Below are 21,383 nucleotides of genomic sequence, written 5' to 3' on the forward strand. Positions count from 1 at the left end.
AGAAAGGGTCCGGTCACCGAAAATCGGTGACCGGACCCCTCTTTTTGATTGAAATACTTTAGAACTGGCTAGTTATGTCCCAGCCTCCTTTTGCGTTTTCATTCGTGAAATTCGGGGATTAAGTAGAAGATGCTGATTATCGGAGGATGACGTCATGGAGATGCACAACGGGAACTTATATTGGCCGACCACAGAATCGGAACAGATCGTCTTACAAAAACCAATCAAGAAAGAGCGCTACGACGTACTCGTTATCGGCGCGGGCATGTCGGGAACGCTGACAGCCTATACGCTTTACAAGGACGGTGTCGATTTCGCCGTCATCGACCAAGGGAAAGTCGGAGCCGGGAGTACGGCAGCGAACACAGGGCTCATTCAATACTCGAACGACATCATGTTGCACGAACTGGCCGAACAAATCGGTGAAGCGGACGCGGTCCGCTTCTATCAACTGTGTGCCGAGGCGGTCGATGCGCTCGACGAGGTCGCCGGGACGGTTGACGCCAAGGACGTCTATATCCGGCGTGACAGTCTCTGCTTCGCCAGCAGCGAGGCAGATGTCTCCAAATTGGAACGGGAGTATGAGATGCTGACGAAACACGGACTCGCGGCCGAATGGCTCGACCGGGAGGCGTTACAAGAACGCTATCCGTTCGATAAACCGGCCGGCTTGATTACGAACGGCGATGCCGAGGTCAATCCGCTCACGCTCAGCCGTCAGGTCGTCCGCTACTTGTCGACCCAAAACGTCCCCATCTTCGAAGAGACGGACGTCACAGAAGTCGTCGCCGACGGAGACGACTGGCTCGTCTTGACTCCCACAGGAACGTTCAAAGCGGGCCACGTCATCTTCGCGACCGGCTATCGTCCGGCCCCGCTCCTCGACACGCATCGGATCGAACTCAACCGTTCTTATGCGATTGCGACGAATCCCGTCCCTGATTTCGGCGAGTGGGAAGGTCAGGCGCTCATTTGGGAAACGAAACGGCCGTACCTCTATTTACGGACGACCGTCGACGGCCGCATCATCGCCGGCGGACTCGATGAAGAAAAAGCAGAGACCCCGCATAGCGAGGCACTCATTCAAAAACGGGCCGAGCGGTTGCGCCAAGAAGTCGAAGCTCTGTTCCCGATGTATGATTTGACAGTTGAATACGCCTGGGTGGCCCTGTTCGGTGAGTCAATCGACCAGCTACCCTTTATCGGGGAACATCCGGACCGTCCGAACCTCTACTATTTACTCGGATATGGGGGCAACGGCACGGTCTACAGCATGTTAGGTTCTAAAATTTTGAGCGAGTTGGTCCGCGGCATCGACAATCCAGATGCTCGAATCGTACGATTAGATCGGACACGTTAATCCCCTGACATCAGGGGATTTTTTTATACATACGCATTGGAGTGAGTGAAATGACAACAAAACAAAAACCAAAATGGGTGTATCGCCTGAGGCGCGGTCTTCTCTTCATCCCTGCCATCGCCTTGACCGTCTACGTCTGGCCGCATGAGCCGGCCGAAGAAACGCCAGAGGAAACCGTCACGCAAGCAGAGGCAACAGACGACGAGCAACGCTACACGATTGAAACGAGACAAGCTGTGACAGAAGACGAGGCCGTCCGCTATACGTATGATATCGTGGTCCACGGACAACCTGACGTCGAGACGCTCCAGTCCATCAGTCAGGATGTCATGGACGAGGTGACGGCGCGTGATACGTTCCAAGCCGCCCTCCTCCGTTTTTATGATCACGAAGCCTATATCGGTACCGAATCACCACTCGGCGAAGCCGTATTTGCCCCTGAAGGCGATTGGAGCCTGGCGAGTACGGTCCAACCCGGCGCCTATGAGGAGATGTCGTTCGGCTGGCAATTGAAAGAGAAAGAATGGGACACGCAACTGTCGGACAAGGAAGCGCGCGTCTGGCAAGTCTGGAATCGCGTCTACGAGGCCGAGCAATCGGACGACCCTGACTTGAAAGCGAAAGTGACCCGAACCGTTTCAACGAAATATGATCTCAATCCCGAAACGGTCCAACGTATCGTCTTGAAGCAGAGTGTCTGGGCCGCGTTATAACCTGATTCATCCAAAAAGATAGTACGAATTTTCCTTTCTTTGGCTAAATATATAATTGTATACTAATTGTATACATGTAACCGTTGAACGGTCGGAGAAAGGAAGACGTTATGAAACGATGGATGCTTTTATGCCTACTGCTGGTGATGATTGGTGCCACTTTGACGCCGCGACAGGTCGACGCCGCATCAAGTTCACCTTATGAGGTGAGTGCGCCTACCGGCACGACGCTTTATCAATTTGTCGGAAAGACGCTCAAGCCGAAAGGAACGTTGCGCGCGGCAAAGCGGTTCAAGGCGCTCAGTACGTCCGGTCACTATTATAAGATTCAAGACGGAAGAACCATCTACTACGTAAAAAAGCAAGCCGTCACACTAGTGGCGACGAACTTGTCGCTGACGACGTTTTCCGGTTCGACCTACTCACGGCTGACGCACGAGTATATGCGCTCGCTCACCCGGGGACAGACGCCTTACTATTACGATGAGTTGACCGCCAAGACGGCCATCGCCCGGGCCGACGCCGCCATGAAGGGGAACTGGTATATCCCGTCCCCGCCCTATCAGTTGCGTGTCCCGAACATCGATACATACCGTTTTGATGTCAGCGTCCCTGCGGTCGATTCGACGTCATTCAAGTTTCAAATCCATTACTTCACGACGTTGAACCAGTTGACGCAAGCGTATGCCGCCACCGGACGAGACGATTATCTCCGCTACGGGAAGCGGATCGTCACGAGTTGGACCAAGCAATACCCGGCTGCGAACTATACACGCTACCGTTGGCCGTATCACGACCATGGCACCGCCATCCGGACGTTCCATTTGCTCAATTTCTGGAATGAATTCCGCTCGTCCGCAGTGAACACCGATCCGGCGTTCTCGCAGCTGTTCGCCAAGACACTGTATGAACACGCGACACTGCTGGCGACGCCAAGCTTTTATAAACCGAACAACAATCACGGCATGTTCCAAGATATGGCCTTAACCGCCGTCGCGGAGACACATCGGAGCTTTTATCGTTCCTCGGCCTGGCGCTCTCTCGCGATGAACCGGCTCACCCAGCAGTTGAACCACAGCTTGAGCACGGACGGCGTCCATCTCGAGCACTCGCCGTTCTATCAAATTTATCTGTACGACACGCTCGCCCGGTTCAACGACTGGGCGGCCGCCAACCGCTTCGCCCTATCGAGCCGGATGCGTGACGTCAAAGATATGCCGAGCGCGCTGACGTATATGTTGAAACCGAACGGGACCCTGCCGATGTTTGGCGACACCCCGTCCATCACGCACCGCACGGACGCGATTCCGTATATCAATCGCTATCCGCACTTGAATTACGCGATGACACAAGGGAAATCGGGAACCCAACCGTCGACACGGGTCGGTAAGCTATCGAACCAGTACGCCTTCTTCCGTCAACATTGGGGCGGGGCTTCTGGTCCATTCCGGGACGCAGTCCAAGTGATGATGACGGCCGGCTATCATAGCAACATCCATAAGCACGCCGACGATTTGTCGATTGACCTGTACGGCTATGGCCGCGACTTCCTCGTCGAGAGCGGACGCTACGCCTATACGAACCGTCCCGAGCGCAGCGTCGTCATGCAGGCCGCGGCCCACAACACCGTCCATGTGGCAGGTAAGAGCTTTAACTTGACGACGAACAACTTGCGGAGAAGCCAAATCACATCGGTCGGTGCCGCGTCGACGCAATGGACGGCCGCGGGAACGAGCGGGCTGCTCGGTAACGGGATGACGCACACGCGTCGTATCGCCTACGACCGCGACGGGACGGTGCTCGTATACGATGACATCACCAGCCCGACCACGACCTCGTTCGTCCAGCGATTCCATCTCGGGACCGGTTTGAATCGCGTCTCGAGCGGCAGCCGTCATGCCATGTATAAAGACAACGAGAACCGCTCGATCCATCTGTTACAACTCGAGGTCGGCACGACGCCGAAAGTCGCCGTCGGTGCGAGTTATGTGTCGTATCGGGACTACGACTGGCAACGCCGCAATCAAGTCGTGACGACAAAGCGTGGCAAGCAAGTCGAGTATTTGACGCTGATTCATATCGGCGAAAAGACGACCAAAATCACGTCCGCCACAGTCCAGACGACGTCGCGCCACTACGTCGTGCGCTACAAACTGTCGGACGGCACGACGAAAACGCTATCGATGTTACGCTAACCTCCATTTTAATAATGGGGGTTTTTTCTCGGTCGGTTAGGGAAAACTCGTACAGTAGGCCAAAATGTGGCTTACGGCGTGTGCGCATACTTAAAGGGGAGGCAATAACATGGGGAACAAGAAAGAAGAACAGTTAAAACAACATACGATTGATAACGAGCAGCAAGCCGGACTCACGACGAACCAAGGGCTGAAGATGGCCGAGGACGAATTCTCGCTCAAAGCCGGACGTCGTGGACCGACACTGATCGAGGATTTCCATTTCCGCGAGAAGATGACGCACTTCGACCACGAACGGATTCCTGAACGCATCGTGCACGCACGCGGCGTCGGGGCGCACGGGGAGTTTCAAGTGTATGAGTCGCTCGCCGAGTATACGAAAGCCGACTTCTTGAACGACCCGTCGAAAGTGACGCCGGTGTTCGTCCGTTTCTCGACGGTGCAAGGTTCGCGTGGGTCTGGGGACACCGTGCGCGACGTTCGTGGGTTCGCGACCAAGTTCTACACCGATGAAGGCAACTATGACCTTGTCGGGAACAACATGCCGGTCTTCTTTATTCAAGACGCCATCAAATTCCCGGACCTCGTCCACGCCGTGAAACCGGAGCCGCACACGGAAGTGCCTCAAGGCGGCAGCGCCCACGACACGTTCTGGGACTTCGTCGGACAAAACCATGAGACGGCCCATATGATCATGTGGGCGATGAGCGACCGGGGCATCCCGCGCAGCCTTCGCATGATGGAAGGGTTCGGTGTGCACACGTTCCGCCTCGTCAACAAGGAAGGCAAGGCACACTTCGTCAAGTTCCATTGGAAACCAAAACTCGGGGTCCATTCACAAGTTTGGGACGAAGCCCAGAAAGCGCTCGGCAAGAACGCTGACTTCCACCGTGTCGACTTGTACGAAGCGATTGATAAAGGCGATTATCCGGAATGGGAGCTCGGGCTTCAAATCATCGCCGAGGAAGACGAGTTCAAGTTCGACTTCGATATTCTCGATCCGACGAAACTCTGGCCGGAAGAAGAAGTGCCCGTCAAACTCGTCGGAAAGATGATACTTAACCGCAACGTCGACAACTTCTTCGCTGAGACCGAGCAAGTCGCGTTCCACCCTGGTCATCTCGTTCCGGGAATCGACTTCTCGAACGACCCGCTCCTGCAAGGGCGCCTGTTCTCGTATACGGATACGCAACTGTCACGTCTCGGGGGACCGAACTTCCATCAAATCCCGATCAATAAGCCGGTCTGTCCGTTCCATAACAACCAGCGCGACGGCATGCATCAGATGGCCATCCATAAAGGGCAGACGAGCTACCATAAAAACGCGCTCAACAACAATCAACCGGAGCCCGTCCCAGCCGACCAAGGCGGATTCGAGCACTATCAAGAGAAAGTCGACGGCCACAAGATTCGCGGCCGGAGCGACAGCTTCCTCGACTTCTATTCGCAAGCGAAGATGTTTTATAACAGCATGACCGACGTCGAAAAGCAGCACATCCAAGACGCCTGCAGCTTCGAGCTCGGCAAATGTGAGTCGGACATGGTCAAAGAGAACGCCGTCGATTTGTTGAATCGAATCGACCGTCATCTCGCCTCGGTCGTTGCCGACAACTTAGGTGTCGACCTCCCGGCCGAGAATAACGAAGTCGTCTCGGACAAAGCCTCACCGGCGCTCAGCATGGCCAACACGATTTCGAAGCCGGACACGAAGAGCGTCGCCGTCCTCCTTGCTGGAGACGTTGATGCCGCGCAAGTGAAGGCGTGGGTGCAAGCGCTCGCCGATCATAAGGTCAATTACAGCCTCGTCGGCAAGAAATCATATACGCTCGGCGATCTTAAAGTGAAAGAGACATACGACACGGTCGACTCGAGCCTGTTCGATGCGGCTTTCCTCGTCAGCACCGCGACCTCGGTCGAAGACGACGTGCTCGAGTTCATCGAGAACACGTATAAACACTTCAAACCGCTCGCGTTGCATCTGCATCATGATGAAGTGCTCGACCGTTGCCGCGTGAAGACGGACCAGCCAGGTGTATACACGTTCAAACAACATAGCCTCGATGGCTTCGATACGTTTATCGACGGCATCGCAAAGGGCCGGTTCTGGGACCGCCAATAAATGCTTGACGTAACCGATTCGCTTCAGCGAATCGGTTTTTTGATTAGAATGCGTCTGTTCGGACAAACCCCTCTTCGTTTGTTATACTGCTTTAGTTATGTTTATTAACTATTTATAATCAAATGAAACAGGAGGCGGGTGGCAGATGCATTTAACCGCACAAAAACTATGGACGAAAGACTTCCTCATCATCTCTCTCGTCAACTTCTTCTTAACGCTCATCTTTTTCTTATTGATGGTGACGATTGGTGTCCACGCCGTCTCGGCATATGGGGCTTCGACGAGCGAGGCTGGCCTTGTCACCGGCATCTTCATTATCGGGACCCTCGTCGGGCGACTCTTTATCGGGCGCTTGATCGATTCGATTGGACGTCGCAAGACGCTCCTAATCGGCCTCACGTTCTTCACCGCTACGATTTTGCTCTATTTCCTCGACTTTGGCATCGGCTTCTTACTGTTCACCCGCTTTGTCCACGGTCTCGGGATGGGACTGTCGAGCACGGCGACGGGAACGATTGTCGCCCAAGTCATTCCCGGCTCCCGAAAAGGTGAAGGCATCGGCTATTACAGCATGAGTTCGACGCTCGCCACCGCCATCGGACCGTTCGTCGGTTTGATGATGAGCCAATACACGAGTTTCTCGGTCATCTTTCTCACCTGTCTCATCGTCGGTCTCATCAGTCTCGGGAGCGCCTTGTTCGTGAAGGTGCCTGAAGCTGAGAATCCGCAAGTCATCCGAGGGTTTTCGCTCGGTGCATTTGTCGAACCGAAGGCGTTACCGATCGCGCTGATCATCGGCGTCGCCGCCCTCAGCTACTCGAGCGTGCTATCCTATATTAATTTCTATGCGAGCGAGCTCGACCTTGTCGAAGCCGCGAGTATCTTCTTCCTCGTCTATTCGATTGCCGTCCTCATCTCGCGCCCGATCACGGGTCGTCTGATGGATGCACGCGGCGCCAATGTCGTCATGTATCCGGCTATCGTCCTGTTCGCCATCGGCATGCTCGTCTTGAGTCAAGCGAACAACGCCGTCATGCTGTTACTCGCTGGGGCATTGATCGGACTCGGCTTCGGCAACATCCAGTCCGGCACGCAGGCGATCGCCGTCAAGGCTGCGGACCCCCATCGGATGGGCATGGCCACGTCGACGTTCTTTATCGCGCTCGACGCAGGCCTTGGATTCGGCCCTTACTTGATCGGATTGCTCATTCCGTTGACCGGTTTCTCAACGCTGTATCTGTTGCTTTCCGGTGTGGCCTGCTTCACCGTGCTCCTCTACTACTTGATGAACGGCCGCCGCGAGCGGACCGAAATGAAACGAGCAGCCTGACAGGACTTTTCACAGTCCTGTCTTTTTGGAATGTTCACACATTTTGTCTCAACTTGCGGTAATATGAAAATGACGCGCCGAAAAGTTTTTGATTGAAATGAGGGACATGATGCACGCCGACCAGACCATCCAACACTATTCCTCCGTCCTGCTCCGTACGTTCGACAAAATTTCAGATTTTGTCTTCTTTATGGAAGTGGACGGTTCAACTTATCGCTACTTATTTGTAAATGAACCGGGACGACAGGCGATTGGCTGGACAGATGCCGATATCGGGAAACGTGTCGAGGACATGGTTCCGCCCGAGACGGCCACTCTCGTCACACGCCATTATGACCAGGCCGTCCGCGAACGAAAAAGTCTCGTCTTCGAGGACTATCGCTTGGCCGAACCGTCTTATACGACATCGTCCGTCTCACACGAGATTCGCTTGCCGGTTCATTACTATGAATCCGAGGTGACGCCGGTCTTCGATGAGTCGGGTGCCTGCACGCACGTCATCTCGGTTGTCCGAGAAGTGACGGACCGGAAACGTCGTGAACTCGAGCTGTCTATCTTGAAAGACCAACACGAATCGCTCCAACGCTATTCACCTCACGGCATCTTCGTTCTTGACGACGCATTACGTGTCCAATCGGTCAATCCTGCCGTCACGCAAATCACTGGCTACGAGGAAGCCGACTTGTTGGGGCAGTCTTTTCTGTCATGGCTACCCGAGTCGGAACGGGACCTTGTCGATGAGGGCCTCCGCTTCGCCTTGTCCGGAACGCCGCATAAATACGGCATGACCGCACCTCAAAAGACGGGCGACTGGCTTGATTTGGCCATCTTGAACATCCCGATCGAGGTCGGGGGACACATCACGGGACTGTTCGCCATCATTATCGACCATACGCCGGAGAAGAATGCCGAACGGGCGACCCAGGAGAGCGAACGTCGTTATCGCCAATTGATTGAAACGATTCCTGAAGGCATTATTGTCCATAAAGACGGTGTGATTCTATATGCCAACGCCTTGGCGCTAGAAACGATTGGCGAGAGGTATATCGAGAATGAATCGATTTTCACGTTCGTCGCCACGGAATATCATGAGACGACCAAGGCACGCCTTCATGCGTTGCGCCAAGGCGATCCGGTCCAAGACACCGAGGTCGTGCTCGTCACCCCGGCTGGACGAAAGCTGCATATGGATATCGGCAGCCTGTTAATCAATTATGAAGGAACGACTGCCGTCATGACCTTGTTGCGCGACGTGACTGAGAAGCGTGAGATGGAGCGGGCGCTTCATCAGAGCGAGACGCAATATCGTCTCATCACGGAGAACATGAGCGACCTCGTCTGTATTCTCGAGCGTGACGGACAAGTTCGCTACGCCTCGCCATCCCATCAAACCGTGCTCGGATATGCCCCTTCTTTCTATGATGGCAAGAACACGCTCGACTTCATCCATCCGAACGACGTCGAACCGGTTAGACAACAACTTCGGATGATGACGGCGACGAGCGAGCCACTCACGCTCGAATTCCGACATCTGCATCAAGATGGCCGTTGGATTTGGCTCGAGACGAAGATTCAAGCGATTTATGACGACAGCGGGCAACTACTTCATTATTTGACCGTCACGCGTGAAATCATGAAACGAAAAGTGCTCGAGAAGCAGCTTAAGCATTTGGCTTATCATGATACGTTGACCGACTTGCCGAATCGGCGCTACTTCCTTACCTATTTAGAAGAGACGTTAGCACGGTTCACAGAAGAAGACGAGGCACTCGCCATCTTGTCGCTCGACATCGATCGGTTCAAACAAATCAATGATACGCTCGGTCACGACATCGGTGACGAGTTGCTGCGCCAATTCTCCGCTCGTTTGACCGACGTGTTGCGCAACCAAGATGTGATCGCCCGCTTCGGCGGTGACGAATTCTCAGTGCTCATCCGCTACACAGAAGCAGACGCACCAAAACGGGTGGCCGAAAAACTGATCACCGCCCTACAACACCCATGGCAACTAGAAAACCATTCGTTCGTCACGACTTCAAGCATCGGTGTGGCCCCGTACCGTGCTGGCATGTCGACGAAATTGTTGCTTAAACAGGCAGACTTGGCCCTTTATCAGGCGAAAGCCAACGGGCGCAATCAATACGTTGTGTATGAAGACCGCTCTTAAAGCGGTCTTTTTTCACGTGAAACATTTTAAATTATCATCTAAACACGAACATTAAATACAATTAAACGAAAATCATAAAGAATTTTTACCTTCTATCACCATATTCCTTTGACATATATCTCGATTTAAGTTACATTACCGAATGGGCGAAGTATTTACCAATCAACAAATCAAATTGTTCGTAAATAGGGGTGTGACAACATGGATAAAGTATTTGATTATGAAGATATTCAATTAATTCCCGCAAAATGTGTCGTTGATAGCAGATCTGAATGTGATGCGAGCGTGACGCTCGGAGGCTTCACGTTCCGACTGCCGGTCGTTCCAGCCAACATGCAAACGATCATCGATGAGAAAGTGGCGTTATCACTCGCCGAGAACGGCTATTTCTATATCATGCATCGCTTTAACCCGGAGACGCGACTTCAGTTCATTGAAGATATGCATGGACGCGGTTTGTATGCATCGATCAGTGTCGGTGTGAAAGAGGACGAATATCGCTTCGTCGAGATGCTCGCGGAAGCCGGACATACGCCGGAATTCATCACAATCGATATCGCCCACGGCCACTCGAATGCGGTCATCCGGATGATTCAACATATCAAACACCATCTTCCAGGTTCGTTCGTGATCGCCGGGAATGTCGGGACACCAGAAGCGGTCCGAGAACTCGAACATGCCGGGGCGGATGCGACGAAGGTCGGCATCGGACCAGGTAAAGTCTGTATCACGAAAATCAAGACGGGCTTCGGCACTGGCGGGTGGCAACTCGCCGCGCTCCGTTGGTGTGCCAAGGCGGCGACAAAGCCGATTATCGCGGATGGGGGCATCCGGACACATGGAGACATCGCCAAATCGATTCGCTTCGGGGCATCGATGGTCATGATCGGTTCGCTGTTCGCCGGACACGACGAGTCTCCGGGTGAGGCGTTCGAACAAGACGGAAAATTGCTCAAAGAATACTTCGGGTCGGCTTCTGAATTCCAAAAAGGGGAACGGAAAAACGTCGAAGGCAAGAAAGTGTTCGTCGAGCATAAAGGGGCGCTCCAAGACACGTTGACCGAGATGGAACAAGACCTCCAATCGGCCATCTCTTACTCGGGTGGGGACAATCTCGATGCATTGCGCACTGTCGATTACGTCATGGTGAAAAACTCAATCTTTAACGGGGATAAAGTATATTGAAAAAGGCGACTCGCGCGAGTCGCCTTTTTTATAACCGTTTCGTCATCATATAGTAGTCCGAACCCGGCGGATAATCACGGAGCACACCGGCGACTTCATAGCCGAAGCGTTCATAAAATGCCTTCGCCTGAAACGAGAATGTCGTCAACTTGACACGCGTCGCTCCGAGGTCACGGGCAAACCGCTCCCCTTCCTCGAGCAGACGGCTCCCTAGGCCGGTCCCCGTATGTTCTGACGCGACCCAGAGCCGGTCCAAGTCGAACCAGCCCCAATAGACGCTCCCGAACAATCCTGCGATTACGTCCCCGTCCTGTTCCACTTTCAGCTGGACGACCGGCACGTCCGCGTTGCGGATCTCACGATGGTGCACCGAGTGGGTGTCATTGAACATCCGCAATCGACTCGTCAAAAACTGTTGAAATGCTTCGGCCTCGTCGTGAATCCGTATGATGTCCATCACCGTCCCTCGCTCGAACCGTTCACGAAGAACGAGATCAGCTCTTGCACTTCCTCGTCGACGGCCCGACCTGTCAAACGCTCGTACTGAGCGGTTATCGCTTCTTTATTTCCTGGGAAATTAGTGGTGATTCGGGCCAAATGGCGTAAAACGTCTCGGTCTTTCTCATATTCGGGACGGGTCACGACTTGGCCATGCGACCAGACGTACGCCTCGGCCTCAAACTGATCGAGTAGTTCTAAGAGACGCAATGTCCGTGCCGGGGTCATCCTCCAAGACGGCGCGTACAAGTTCGCATAGAGGGCATCCCCTAAAAACAGCACCTTTTCCTCTGGCACATAAGCGACGACCGCATCAGCAGCGTGATCTCCACCAACGTGCTTCAGAATGACGTGTACCCCGCCGAGGTCGAGGGTGAGCGTATCATCGAACGTCAGCGTCGGTAAGACGACGCGCATCGACCGCTCCGCACCATATTCGAGTTTGATCGCTTCCGCACAAAACGCAATCTCTCGTCCGTCTTCGACCCGGTCGGCTAAGGAAGCATCGTCCCACGCATAGGGCAGCAACCGTTCCATCCCGGCTTTTGTCGCCGTGCTTGCGACGGAGACAATGTCGGTTAGCGCCGACAATCCAAAGATATGATCCCAATGCCAATGCGTCAACGTGACGATTGACGGTCGTTTGATGCCCCGTTCGGTCAAGGCGTCTAGAAATAAATTCGTGTGCGCCTCAGAGTTCCCCGCATCAATCATGAGCGTATGGGCGTCGCCGACGACAGCCCCTAAAATGGGACGGTCGGTCTCCGCGACCGGGTCCATATACCAAAATCGGTCCGAATGCTGTTTAAGTGACTGCATGATTGGCCCCCTCCTTCATCTGTAATACTTTAAATGCCTCCGTATCAATTTTCTTGATGTGAGTCGTACACGTAATAGCCATCTCCCCCGCATTTTTTGGCGACATACATCGCCGCATCCGAGTGATGGATCATCGCATCGAGCGAAGCGTGGTCTTGTGAGCAAGCGACGCCGATACTGGCCGACAACCGCAAGGACAAGCCATCTCCGACGTTCATTTCCTGGGAAATGAGGCGATTCAACTCGTCAAAACGGTCTGTGGCAATCCCTTCTTGCTCGGCATCGATGACGATTAAAAACTCGTCGCCTGCGAAGCGATACGCCTTCCCGTCATGCATTTGACTGAACGAGCGAATGCGTCGTGCCGTCTCGATGAGCACTTCGTCCCCAATCAGATGACCGTAGGAATCGTTCACTTGTTTGAAGTCATCCAAATCGATGAACAACAGCACGACCGATTGCTTCCGGTTCATCTTTTGTCGCAAGTCGGTCATGAACGAGTGACGGTTCGCCAGTTTCGTCAGACTGTCTTGCGTGATGAGTTCGATGACTTCTTGATGCTTCCGCTCGCGCCGAATCTCGTTCTCCATCCACCGGGTCACGAGCAAAACCGTATCCGTCATCTCGTTGATTGTCGCGGTGTCGACCACGTCGTTCAAGCTGCCCTGTTCAGCCAAGAACACGACCCAGCCGAACGTCTTGCCATCATTGGACAACGGCAGACTGATCATCGAGCTAAACTCGATTCCATCGATCACAAGTTCGGCACGACCTAATTTTTGGTGCCCGATTGTCGTCAAAGCATGAAGTTGTTGCAGGGCATCACTCGTCCAGTCGAGCTTGCCTTCCCCGTCCTCGGATAAGACGCGATGTTTCGACTCCGTCGAGAAGACGACGGCATGGGAATAGCCGATCCAGCCGCGGAGCACCGTCTGAATCCGTTTTAGTTTATTGCCGAACGGTTCATGAAGTGCCGTCACCTCATAAAGTGACTCGAGCGTCTGTTGACGTTGGGCCTGGGCCCGTGTCTGTTCCGTCAATTCGATTTCAGCCATGACCCAACGCGCGAAATCTTCAAGCGACTGCAACGCTGCCTCGTCAAACGTGCGAGCTCGTTCGTCCGTCACACAAAGCGTGCCGATGACATGTCCGCTTCGCGTCGTGAGCGGAACACCGGCATAAAAACCGAGGTTTTCAAGCAACGGATTGTTTGTCCCGGCCTCAGACGTCTGCACATCCTCGATGACAACCGACGATTGGCCAGTCACGACTCGATCACACAGCGTCCATTCCCGGTCCACGTGTGGGCTCTCAAGCAAGGGACCCGCACAGGACTTGAACCATTGTTGGTCTGTCGTCAAAATCGAGATGAGCGCGACCGGCATGTTCAGCGTGCGCGCGACAAGTCGCGTAATCCGATCATAGCGCTCCTCTCGCGGAGTGTTTAAAATCTCAAGGCGCAGAATCGTCTTCAATCGCTCAGCTTCTTGTTCATCAAGTACCGTCGACGGAGAAGTCGTGGCCAACTCGAGTTGCCGTAGCGCCGCATGTTGATAGACGAGCGCATCGAGTGCCTGTTGGAGCTCATTCAGCGGGAGCGGACGACTGAAGAAATACCCCTGAATCTCATCACACCCGAGCTGTTCCATCACCCGATACTGTGCTTCCGTCTCGACCCCCTCGGCCGTGACCTCTAAATTCAATTTTTTAGCGAGTGAGACAATCAATTTGACGATTTCATATTCTTTCAGGCCGTTGTCTTTATCTAATTGACTGATGAATGAGCGGTCGATTTTAATGCCGTCAATCTCAAACATCTTCAAGTAATTGAGGGAAGAGTAGCTGACGCCGAAGTCGTCAATCAACACGCGAAAGCCTTTCGTTTTCAAATAGTCGACCGTCTGAATGCCAAGGAGCGGTTCTTGCATAAGCGTATGTTCCGTGATCTCAAACTCGAACTGTTCTGGTCTCAACCCGTATGTCGCGAGCACCTGTAATAACTGTTTGATATAGTCTTGCCGAAACAACACCGGGGATACGTTGACCGCGACACGTCGCCCTGCAAACAGGTCCGGTTGCTCGATCATGTCACGACAGACGCGGTCGAAAACGAACCCGGTAATGTCTTCAATCAAGAGCGACGTTTCGGCAATCTTAATAAACGTTTCCGGTGAGACGTTACCGAGCGCCGCACTATGCCACCGCACGAGCGCCTCAAAATGAACCATCCCGTCCTGACAGCCAACTTTCGGTTGATAGACGACGCTCAGTTCATCTGCTTTCAGTCCCTTGATGAGTTCCATCTCAATCGTCATCTCATCGATATAATGTTGGACATAATCGTCCTTTTCGTACACTTTGATAATTTGCTTGCCCGCTTGTCTCGCTTCGAGGAGCGCCGTTGACGCATTCATGATGACCCGGTCGGCGTCCTCGCTCCCCGCGCTGATTCCGAGACAACCGGATAAAGCGAACTCGGTCTCGGCCACTTGGTACGTGTATGCCGCGATAGCGGCAAGCAATCGTTCCCCATGTATCGTCGCTGTCTCGATTGAGGTGTGGGGCAGCACAGCGATAAAATCTTCACCGTCTACGCGTCCGATAATCGATCCTTTCGGCAACAGGTCCGATAAGTGCCGCGTCATCTCTTTAATCAGGCGATGGGACTGTTCCACACCTTGAAGAGATAAGATGATTTTAAAGCGATTGATGTGCAAGCGCATGACACTCGTCGCTTCCGCGGCCTCTTGTTGCACGAACAGTTTCTCAAGTTCGAGCTTCACTTTCATCAAGTTTGGCATCCCGGTCAAATAATCGATGTTCTCGATGCTACTCAATAGCTTCATTTCTGCCTCTTCCGACAAATCGGTCGTCAGCCCTAATACATAGCGCACGTTACCCGCCTCATCTTCAAGCGGCATGAGAACCGAGGAAGCAAAACGGGCGGTATTGGTCTCGATATTCATTTGTGACATGAAATAGACCGGTGCGTGCGTCGCGACGACTTCGTCATAATGCACGATTAACTCGTTGGCGACATCGACCGCATACATATCATGTAAATACAAGCCACTCACATCGTCCGGGAGCGAGGACGCCAGTTTCCCCTGTTCACTGACGCGTGCGTAACGATATCCCTCAGGCATCACTTCCATCAAAAACACCATCCGGTATAAGTGAACGAACACATCAAACAAATAGTGCGGGTCGATCTTCATCTGCTGCATACTGTACCTCCAGGCAATCTCCGTTTCTTCTAGTTTAGTGGTTTTAGCCGGTCTTGTTCACGAAACCGTTTAAAAAAAGGGAAAGATATTTTCAATGAGCCGGCCATAACCGGGTATAGATAAGTAAAAGTCGCAAAAGCGAGGTGAACCATCATGCTTAGTCGAAACGTCACTCCACAGACACGACCAGGGAAATGGTCGGTCGTCTTGTTGCTTGCAGTGTTCTTGCTCTTACTCGTGTCTGCCCTCATCGTCCAATCCGCTCAACCGTTCAACTTCGACACGTTATTCGACAACACGTGGGCAGCCGTCGTCTCGATGTTGGCCATCGCCGCCGCACTCGGTGCGTTCGTCGTGGGGCTGTATACCATCTTACGCAATCACGAACGCTCGGCCGCTGTCTTCGTTACCGTCTCCCTCGGTGGGCTTGTCGCTTTGTTCGTACTCATGCAACTGTTCCTCTAATCAAAAACTGCACCGGTCCCCGTTAGGACCGGTGCAGTGTTCGTCATAGAAGTTCTTTGGCGAGCAACCGATAGACGTTCAAGCGGCTCTCTTGTGTATGCTGGATGCTGCAAATCATCGCCTCATCAAATCCATAATGGGCTGATTCTTCCTGCAGTTGCGTCGCAATCTGCTTCGGTGTCCCGACGAGATGGATTTTTCGGTTGTTGGCGATTTGAATCTTGTCGATTTCGGTGAGCGGATAGTCGTGTGCCGCCTCCGGACTCATCAATTGGCGGAGCTGGCCTTTCATCAAGAACAGGCGCGATAGATCGGATGGACGTGCCAAATACTCGGCCTCTTCTTCCGTCTCGGCCGTCGTGACGAGATACGTGACGTTGATGTCCGGCTTCTCCATGAAAGCGGACGGGGTGAAGTGCTGACGATACGCGTCAAGCGCCGCGACACTCAGCTCCCCATTGAAGAATTGAGCGAAGGAATAGCCGAGCCCCATCCGTCCTGCTTGGATGGCGCTGTTCCCGCTCGACCCGAGGAGCCATGCCTCAGGGAGCTTCACACCCGTCGGCGCTGCCGGCGTATTCTTATACCATCGTTCTTCCGGCGCCTCATCGTTGATGAGTTGGAGCGTCGCCCCGAGCTTTTCATACAGGCCGTCCATCATCGGTTTTTGCCCTTGCGACATCGCGTAGATGGCGTTGGCGTCCCCACCCGGTGCCCGTCCGACTCCGAAGTCGATGCGGCCCGGTGCGAGCGCGCTGAGCGTCTTGAACACTTCGGCCATTTTGAGGGGTGAATAGTGCATCATCATAATCCCACCTGACCCAAGACGAATTCGTTCTGTTTTGGCCGCAATATAAGCCGCGACGACTTCCGGTGCCGAGCTGGCAAACGACATGCCACCGTGATGTTCGGCCATCCACATCCGGTAATAGCCGAGCTCTTCTGCCAATTGGGCCAGTTCGACCGCACTTTGTAACGCATGTTCTGACGTATGTCCGGATGTCACCGGCGCTTGATCCAATACACTTAATCTCATCTGTATCGCTCCGTTCCTAAAGTATATATGGTGAATATCTCGATTTTGTAAGACTCGCCGTCATCATACTAAAGTGAGCCGGAGAATACGAATAGTTCGCTCTTGAGAACGCTTTCTTTTTTTCAGAAAATTACAACGAGTTGTTGCCGGCTGGATGTTCACTTCTCTATAATGAACGAGAAGCCTCGATTATCGCCTCGACGTTCTCTGTCGTCTCGATCACGTTCACGATTGTCATCTTGTCGTACATGGAGCTCGACGCCTACTTCCCGCATTATTACGGAACTATCATCCTATCCGGCATCGTCGCCGCGCTCATCATGCCGCGCATCTATCCGTTGTCTCGCAAGCCTGACACGGCGTATGAGAAGACGGAGTTGAAACCGGAAGAACCGGTGCCGGCGAACGTCCCGATGCGCGTCTGGGCACTGCGTCAAGCGTTGCTCAAATCAAAATCGAGTAAAGGCGCCGGCGCCACGTTCAAGGACGGGTTCCAAAACGTGCTCGACATGTGGCTCGGCATTTTGCCGGTCGTCATGGCCGTCGGAACGATTGCGCTCGTCATCGCCGAACACACGTCGTTGTTCACGATTTTCGGCAAACCGTTCGAACCGATTCTCATGCTGTTGCAAGTGCCAGAAGCAGAGGCCGCGGCCCAAACGATGGTCGTCGGATTCGCCGATATGTTCTTACCAGCCGTGCTCGGCAGCGGCATCGAGAGTGAGTTGACGCGATTCGTCATCGCCTGTGTGTCCGTCACCCAGCTCATCTTCATGTCTGAGGTCGGTGGATTGTTGCTCGGCTCAAAATTGCCAATCTCGTTCTTCGATCTCGTTCTCATCTTCTTGTTGCGGACGATCATCACGTTACCGATTATCGTCGGGATCGCCCATCTCATCTTTTGACGACGACACGCCCGTTCTCTCATTCCAGAGGACGGGCGTTGTTTGTATAATAAAGAAAAAGGGAGGTGCGTCATGGACGAACATTATGCCGGACAGCTCGAAGTAGCGAAGAAAGGCTACGCTGGAATCATCGACCCTAAGGCCTACGTGAACGACCGCTATCACGGCCATTGGACGGTCAAAAGCGAGAAGCGCATCAGCGGGGTTCCAGTGTTGCTTCAAAAAGCGTTCAGCGGGGGCAAGAACAATTGTACGCTCACCTCGATGACGGCCATTTTCCGCTATTACCATGACCTTGGCTATGAGCGCATCCCAGAGGACGTAATCGAGATTCAACGAGACGCGCGTGAGATTGCGCTCGCCCATCAGTTCAAAGACGAGAAAGGCACACCGCCGACTCGAATCAGTACGATCGTCACGAAACTATGGGCCCATTACGGCTACAAAGGGCACAGCAGCTCACGTTATCTATGGAAATGGTCGACATTCGAGCGTGAACTCGCGGCCGACCGCCCCTTCATCTTGAATATGGCGAACGGATTTTATAAAAATCACTCCGTGACCGGAATCGGGTACATCATCTTCCACAAGCCCGGCTTTCCAGACGTCATCTTGCTCGAGGTGCTCGATAACCGCTCCCGCGACATCCGCTATATCGATTTCAACGAGTTCAACTTTTGGGGCAGTATCACACGCGTCCAGCCGCCAAAGCTTGACGTTCAGCCAAAATAACGACGAGCGCTCGCTTCGATGGCCGCCCCGATTTGCATCAGATGCTCCCGTTTCGCATACGAGCCATGGTGAAGCCCGAACGCGTCTCGACCGTTCCCGAGACCGACGAACACTTCAGACGGTTTGAAATGTAACCCGATTATCGGGATACCGAGCGTCATGTGATAACCGAGTTCGAACCGGGCACTCGGATACGCGTCGAGCCGTTCACTGTGCGTGAACCCAGTAAATGCCGCACAGTTATCCCGCCCCAGGACGATCAAACGGGACGGGGTCACATAACGAATCGTCCGTTCGAGCAAATCGAGCGATGTCGGGTGCTCCATCCACTGGCGTCCCGTCTGCAATTGGCCCATCTGACGCGACGTCGCATATTTGAAGAAGTCGATATGGAGTGCCGACCCATCGTAGAATGAGCGTCCCATGCCCTCAAGCAGAGCCTCGAGCTTCGCCCCGCCCGGTTTGCCGAACCAACTCGTCGTCGCCCGTCCGCCATCAAAGTAAGTCGCAGCATAGTCAAGCGTCGCTTCGAGCGCACTTTCATCTTGTAAGTAGGTATCGAGTGATTCGTCACGCCAATAGAACTTTTGCGATTCCCCACTTCTGACGGCACCGTCCCGTTCGTAAAACTCGCCGCGCGACGGGTTCGTCCCGACGGTGAGCCATTGTTGCTGCGTCGGTCGCCCATACCATAGGACCGGGGACGCCCCGTCAATCAGTTCCGCCTGAAACGACGACGCCATGAGCGTTTGTTGAAATCGAATCGCGTCTTGCAATAGCACACGTGCCTGATCCATCGTGCCACATCCTCTCTACTCGGTCGTTTCCCGCTTTCAGGCACATGTAAAATACGTTATAGTGAGAGGACGAAGCCAAAAAAAGGACGTGGATCTATGCGTATCAACAAATTCATCAGTGAATCCGGTAAGGCGTCACGCCGCCAAGCCGACCGTCTCGTCGAAGAAGGACGGGTCACCATCAATGGCAAGAAAGCGAAAATCGGCGACCAAGTGAATCCGGGAGACGAAGTACTCGTCAACGGTTCGGCCGCCCGTGTCGCACGAAACAACGTCTATATCGCCGTCCATAAACCGGTCGGCATCACGAGCACGACCGAGAAGAAGGTCAAAGGCAACTTGGTCGACCTCGTCAACCACCCGCTCCGCATCTTCAATATCGGTCGCCTCGATAAAGATTCGGAAGGGCTCATCTTGATGACGAACGACGGCGATATCGTCAACGAGATTCTTCGCGCCGAGGGCGAGCACGAGAAAGAATACATCGTCTCGGTCGATAAGCCAATTACCCCGGAGTTCGTCGAACAGATGGAAGCCGGCGTCAAAATCCTCGGCCAGAAGACGTTGCCGTGTAAAGTCCACCAACTGTCGAAGTTCGATTTCAACATCACGCTGACGCAAGGACTCAACCGCCAAATCCGTCGCATGTGTGAAGCGCTCGGCTACGAGGTGTACCGTCTTCAGCGCGTACGTGTCATGAACATCACGCTCGGCAAGCTCCCGCCCGGACAATGGCGCGACCTGTCGAAAAAAGAGCGCGAGCAGTTGTTCCGCGAATTGAATTACGAACCGAAAGAATGGTATTAAAACAAGCCCAGACGCTTTTGTCTGGGCTTGTCATCGTTCATAGAGCGATGCGACATGGTCGGTCTCACGATGGATGAAACGTTTGAGTTGGGCGCTCAAATCATCGAGCTGCCCCATTGTCGTCTTGAACTTGAAGGTCGCATGGAAGTGGTCGAACGGATCGTGTTGCCACTCGTCATGGATGAAGACGTCGACTTGAATCGTGCCTGTCCGATCAATCAGCGTGAACGTGAGGCTGATTTTTTGGTCATCCGCATCCGGGTCCAATAACTGCCAAATCACGGGTTCCTTCCCCCAGGTGTTATTGAAGCCAGCGATCGAGTCAATCAGTTCTTGCAGTGTCTCGTCCTGCATATATACATCTTGATTGCTCGAACAGACAGATGCATGGAGCTGAAGCCTAATCTGATAGAACAGCTCCGTCTCGTCCATCCAAATCCGTTCCATCTCGAATTGAGTTTTCACTTTTTGCACCCGCTTTCTCACTTTGATCTGGCTACTTACTCCGGACGAAGCGATTCGACCAGGTCGGTTTCGCGCGCCAAGAAAACAGACAGTTGTCGCTGCAAATCATCCATCTGCCCCATCGTCGTCTCGAACGAAAAGGTCGCCTTCATGTCCCCGCCATCGCCTTTCATTTGTTCGACCACGGCGTTGACTTGGACGGTGCCTCGCCCATTCGCAAGCTCGAACGTCAAGGAGACGTGGACTTGCGGGACATCGAGTGTCCACGTCTGGGGCGACTTCCCATTGTGTACATTGAACACGGATAAAGTGGAGATCAGCGTGTCGATGTCGGATGCGGGTACATACTCGTCCACCGTGACCTCGCACCACTTCCCTTTCAGGGTCAATACGACTTCCATTTCTAAACCGTCTTCCCACATCCGTTTCAGCTTGAATTGTTCCACCCTCGTCCCCTCGCTCTCTCATTTCGACTATATCATGTCGTTTCCACGAAATCCGTCAACTTTTCGCCAAAACGGGAATAGTTCTATACAGATGATCTCGCAACGAAAAGAGGTGAA

17 protein-coding genes and 1 pseudogene are annotated in these 21,383 nt (G+C 53.5%); 11 read left to right on the top strand and 7 right to left on the bottom strand.

Annotated features, from left to right (window positions below):
* Positions 1–154 precede the first annotated feature (154 nt).
* From KNP71_RS14480 to guaC, 7 genes are all read left to right on the top strand, one after another.
* On the top strand, positions 155–1,360 hold the full coding sequence (locus tag KNP71_RS14480; RefSeq protein ID WP_131471978.1) for an NAD(P)/FAD-dependent oxidoreductase: 1,206 nt from the start codon (positions 155–157) through the stop codon (positions 1,358–1,360).
* A 50-nt stretch (positions 1,361–1,410) separates the two neighbouring features.
* Positions 1,411–2,073 carry a hypothetical protein gene (locus KNP71_RS14485; protein ID WP_021067942.1) on the top strand — a complete coding sequence of 221 codons (663 nt, stop codon included), beginning with the start codon at positions 1,411–1,413 and terminating at the stop codon, positions 2,071–2,073.
* Between the two features lie 110 nt (positions 2,074–2,183).
* Positions 2,184–4,268, top strand: a complete 2,085-nt coding sequence (locus KNP71_RS14490) for a heparinase II/III family protein (protein WP_214830951.1) — start codon at positions 2,184–2,186, stop codon at positions 4,266–4,268.
* Between the two features lie 109 nt (positions 4,269–4,377).
* The gene (locus KNP71_RS14495; RefSeq protein ID WP_214830953.1) at positions 4,378–6,387 is read left to right on the top strand and encodes a catalase; all 2,010 of its coding nucleotides are present in this window, start codon (positions 4,378–4,380) and stop codon (positions 6,385–6,387) included.
* 145 nt (positions 6,388–6,532) lie between these two features.
* The gene (locus tag KNP71_RS14500; RefSeq protein ID WP_131471984.1) at positions 6,533–7,717 is read left to right on the top strand and encodes an MFS transporter; all 1,185 of its coding nucleotides are present in this window, start codon (positions 6,533–6,535) and stop codon (positions 7,715–7,717) included.
* Positions 7,718–7,826: 109 nt separating this feature from the next.
* On the top strand, positions 7,827–9,884 hold the full coding sequence (locus KNP71_RS14505) for a PAS domain S-box protein (protein ID WP_214830955.1): 2,058 nt from the start codon (positions 7,827–7,829) through the stop codon (positions 9,882–9,884).
* Between the two features lie 201 nt (positions 9,885–10,085).
* Positions 10,086–11,069 (top strand): GMP reductase, encoded by a 984-nt coding sequence (gene guaC / locus KNP71_RS14510; RefSeq protein ID WP_029596386.1) that lies wholly within the window; start codon positions 10,086–10,088, stop codon positions 11,067–11,069.
* Between the two features lie 28 nt (positions 11,070–11,097).
* Here the strand turns inward: guaC and KNP71_RS14515 are convergent, their stop codons facing one another.
* From KNP71_RS14515 to KNP71_RS14525, 3 genes are read right to left on the bottom strand one after another with little or no spacing between them, the layout of a single operon-like run.
* Positions 11,098–11,526, bottom strand: coding sequence for a GNAT family N-acetyltransferase (locus KNP71_RS14515; RefSeq protein WP_051627766.1), 429 nt, complete (start codon positions 11,524–11,526; stop codon positions 11,098–11,100).
* Positions 11,526–12,386: an MBL fold metallo-hydrolase gene (locus KNP71_RS14520; RefSeq protein ID WP_131471986.1), complete on the bottom strand. Its 861-nt coding sequence runs from the start codon at positions 12,384–12,386 to the stop codon at positions 11,526–11,528. Before KNP71_RS14520 ends, KNP71_RS14515 begins: the two co-directional genes overlap by 1 nt.
* A gap of 44 nt (positions 12,387–12,430) precedes the next feature.
* Positions 12,431–15,613, bottom strand: coding sequence for a bifunctional diguanylate cyclase/phosphodiesterase (locus KNP71_RS14525; RefSeq protein WP_214799448.1), 3,183 nt, complete (start codon positions 15,611–15,613; stop codon positions 12,431–12,433).
* Positions 15,614–15,766: 153 nt separating this feature from the next.
* On the opposite strand from KNP71_RS14525, the gene KNP71_RS14530 reads away from it, so the two are divergent.
* Positions 15,767–16,078 carry a hypothetical protein gene (locus KNP71_RS14530; RefSeq protein ID WP_214799450.1) on the top strand — a complete coding sequence of 104 codons (312 nt, stop codon included), beginning with the start codon at positions 15,767–15,769 and terminating at the stop codon, positions 16,076–16,078.
* A 43-nt stretch (positions 16,079–16,121) separates the two neighbouring features.
* Here the strand turns inward: KNP71_RS14530 and KNP71_RS14535 are convergent, their stop codons facing one another.
* Positions 16,122–17,114 carry an LLM class flavin-dependent oxidoreductase gene (locus KNP71_RS14535; RefSeq protein WP_131471992.1) on the bottom strand — a complete coding sequence of 331 codons (993 nt, stop codon included), beginning with the start codon at positions 17,112–17,114 and terminating at the stop codon, positions 16,122–16,124.
* A gap of 167 nt (positions 17,115–17,281) precedes the next feature.
* On the opposite strand from KNP71_RS14535, the pseudogene KNP71_RS14540 reads away from it, so the two are divergent.
* A pseudogene (locus tag KNP71_RS14540) lies at positions 17,282–18,019 on the top strand (YjiH family protein); the annotation flags it as partial.
* Between the two features lie 72 nt (positions 18,020–18,091).
* On the top strand, positions 18,092–18,751 hold the full coding sequence (locus KNP71_RS14545; RefSeq protein ID WP_029596392.1) for a C39 family peptidase: 660 nt from the start codon (positions 18,092–18,094) through the stop codon (positions 18,749–18,751).
* Here KNP71_RS14545 and KNP71_RS14550 read toward each other — a convergent pair.
* Complete coding sequence (locus KNP71_RS14550; protein ID WP_214830956.1) at positions 18,739–19,548, bottom strand: hypothetical protein; 810 nt, start codon at positions 19,546–19,548, stop codon at positions 18,739–18,741. The genes KNP71_RS14545 and KNP71_RS14550 overlap by 13 nt on opposite strands.
* Before the next feature lie 96 nt (positions 19,549–19,644).
* On the opposite strand from KNP71_RS14550, the gene rluF reads away from it, so the two are divergent.
* The gene (gene rluF / locus KNP71_RS14555) at positions 19,645–20,355 is read left to right on the top strand and encodes a 23S rRNA pseudouridine(2604) synthase RluF (protein ID WP_021067926.1); all 711 of its coding nucleotides are present in this window, start codon (positions 19,645–19,647) and stop codon (positions 20,353–20,355) included.
* Positions 20,356–20,385: 30 nt separating this feature from the next.
* Here rluF and KNP71_RS14560 read toward each other — a convergent pair whose 3' ends face one another.
* On the bottom strand, positions 20,386–20,820 hold the full coding sequence (locus tag KNP71_RS14560) for a hypothetical protein (protein WP_131471996.1): 435 nt from the start codon (positions 20,818–20,820) through the stop codon (positions 20,386–20,388).
* Positions 20,821–20,855: 35 nt separating this feature from the next.
* Positions 20,856–21,266, bottom strand: a complete 411-nt coding sequence (locus tag KNP71_RS14565; RefSeq protein WP_131471998.1) for a hypothetical protein — start codon at positions 21,264–21,266, stop codon at positions 20,856–20,858.
* Positions 21,267–21,383: the final 117 nt, after the last annotated feature.

The sequence above is a fragment of the Exiguobacterium sp. s56 genome, assembly GCF_018618255.1.
GTDB lineage: Bacteria > Bacillota > Bacilli > Exiguobacteriales > Exiguobacteriaceae > Exiguobacterium > Exiguobacterium chiriqhucha.

Coding starts and splice junctions, on each gene's coding strand:
- KNP71_RS14490 (WP_214830951.1), top strand. CDS start 2,184: ATGAAACGATGGATGCTTTTATGCCTACTGCTGGTGATGATTGGTGCC.
- KNP71_RS14485 (WP_021067942.1), top strand. CDS start 1,411: ATGACAACAAAACAAAAACCAAAATGGGTGTATCGCCTGAGGCGCGGT.
- KNP71_RS14545 (WP_029596392.1), top strand. CDS start 18,092: ATGGACGAACATTATGCCGGACAGCTCGAAGTAGCGAAGAAAGGCTAC.
- KNP71_RS14520 (WP_131471986.1), bottom strand. CDS start 12,386: ATGCAGTCACTTAAACAGCATTCGGACCGATTTTGGTATATGGACCCG.
- KNP71_RS14505 (WP_214830955.1), top strand. CDS start 7,827: ATGCACGCCGACCAGACCATCCAACACTATTCCTCCGTCCTGCTCCGT.
- KNP71_RS14535 (WP_131471992.1), bottom strand. CDS start 17,114: ATGAGATTAAGTGTATTGGATCAAGCGCCGGTGACATCCGGACATACG.
- guaC (WP_029596386.1), top strand. CDS start 10,086: ATGGATAAAGTATTTGATTATGAAGATATTCAATTAATTCCCGCAAAA.
- rluF (WP_021067926.1), top strand. CDS start 19,645: ATGCGTATCAACAAATTCATCAGTGAATCCGGTAAGGCGTCACGCCGC.
- KNP71_RS14515 (WP_051627766.1), bottom strand. CDS start 11,526: ATGGACATCATACGGATTCACGACGAGGCCGAAGCATTTCAACAGTTT.
- KNP71_RS14495 (WP_214830953.1), top strand. CDS start 4,378: ATGGGGAACAAGAAAGAAGAACAGTTAAAACAACATACGATTGATAAC.
- KNP71_RS14525 (WP_214799448.1), bottom strand. CDS start 15,613: ATGCAGCAGATGAAGATCGACCCGCACTATTTGTTTGATGTGTTCGTT.
- KNP71_RS14550 (WP_214830956.1), bottom strand. CDS start 19,548: ATGGATCAGGCACGTGTGCTATTGCAAGACGCGATTCGATTTCAACAA.
- KNP71_RS14480 (WP_131471978.1), top strand. CDS start 155: ATGGAGATGCACAACGGGAACTTATATTGGCCGACCACAGAATCGGAA.
- KNP71_RS14530 (WP_214799450.1), top strand. CDS start 15,767: ATGCTTAGTCGAAACGTCACTCCACAGACACGACCAGGGAAATGGTCG.
- KNP71_RS14500 (WP_131471984.1), top strand. CDS start 6,533: ATGCATTTAACCGCACAAAAACTATGGACGAAAGACTTCCTCATCATC.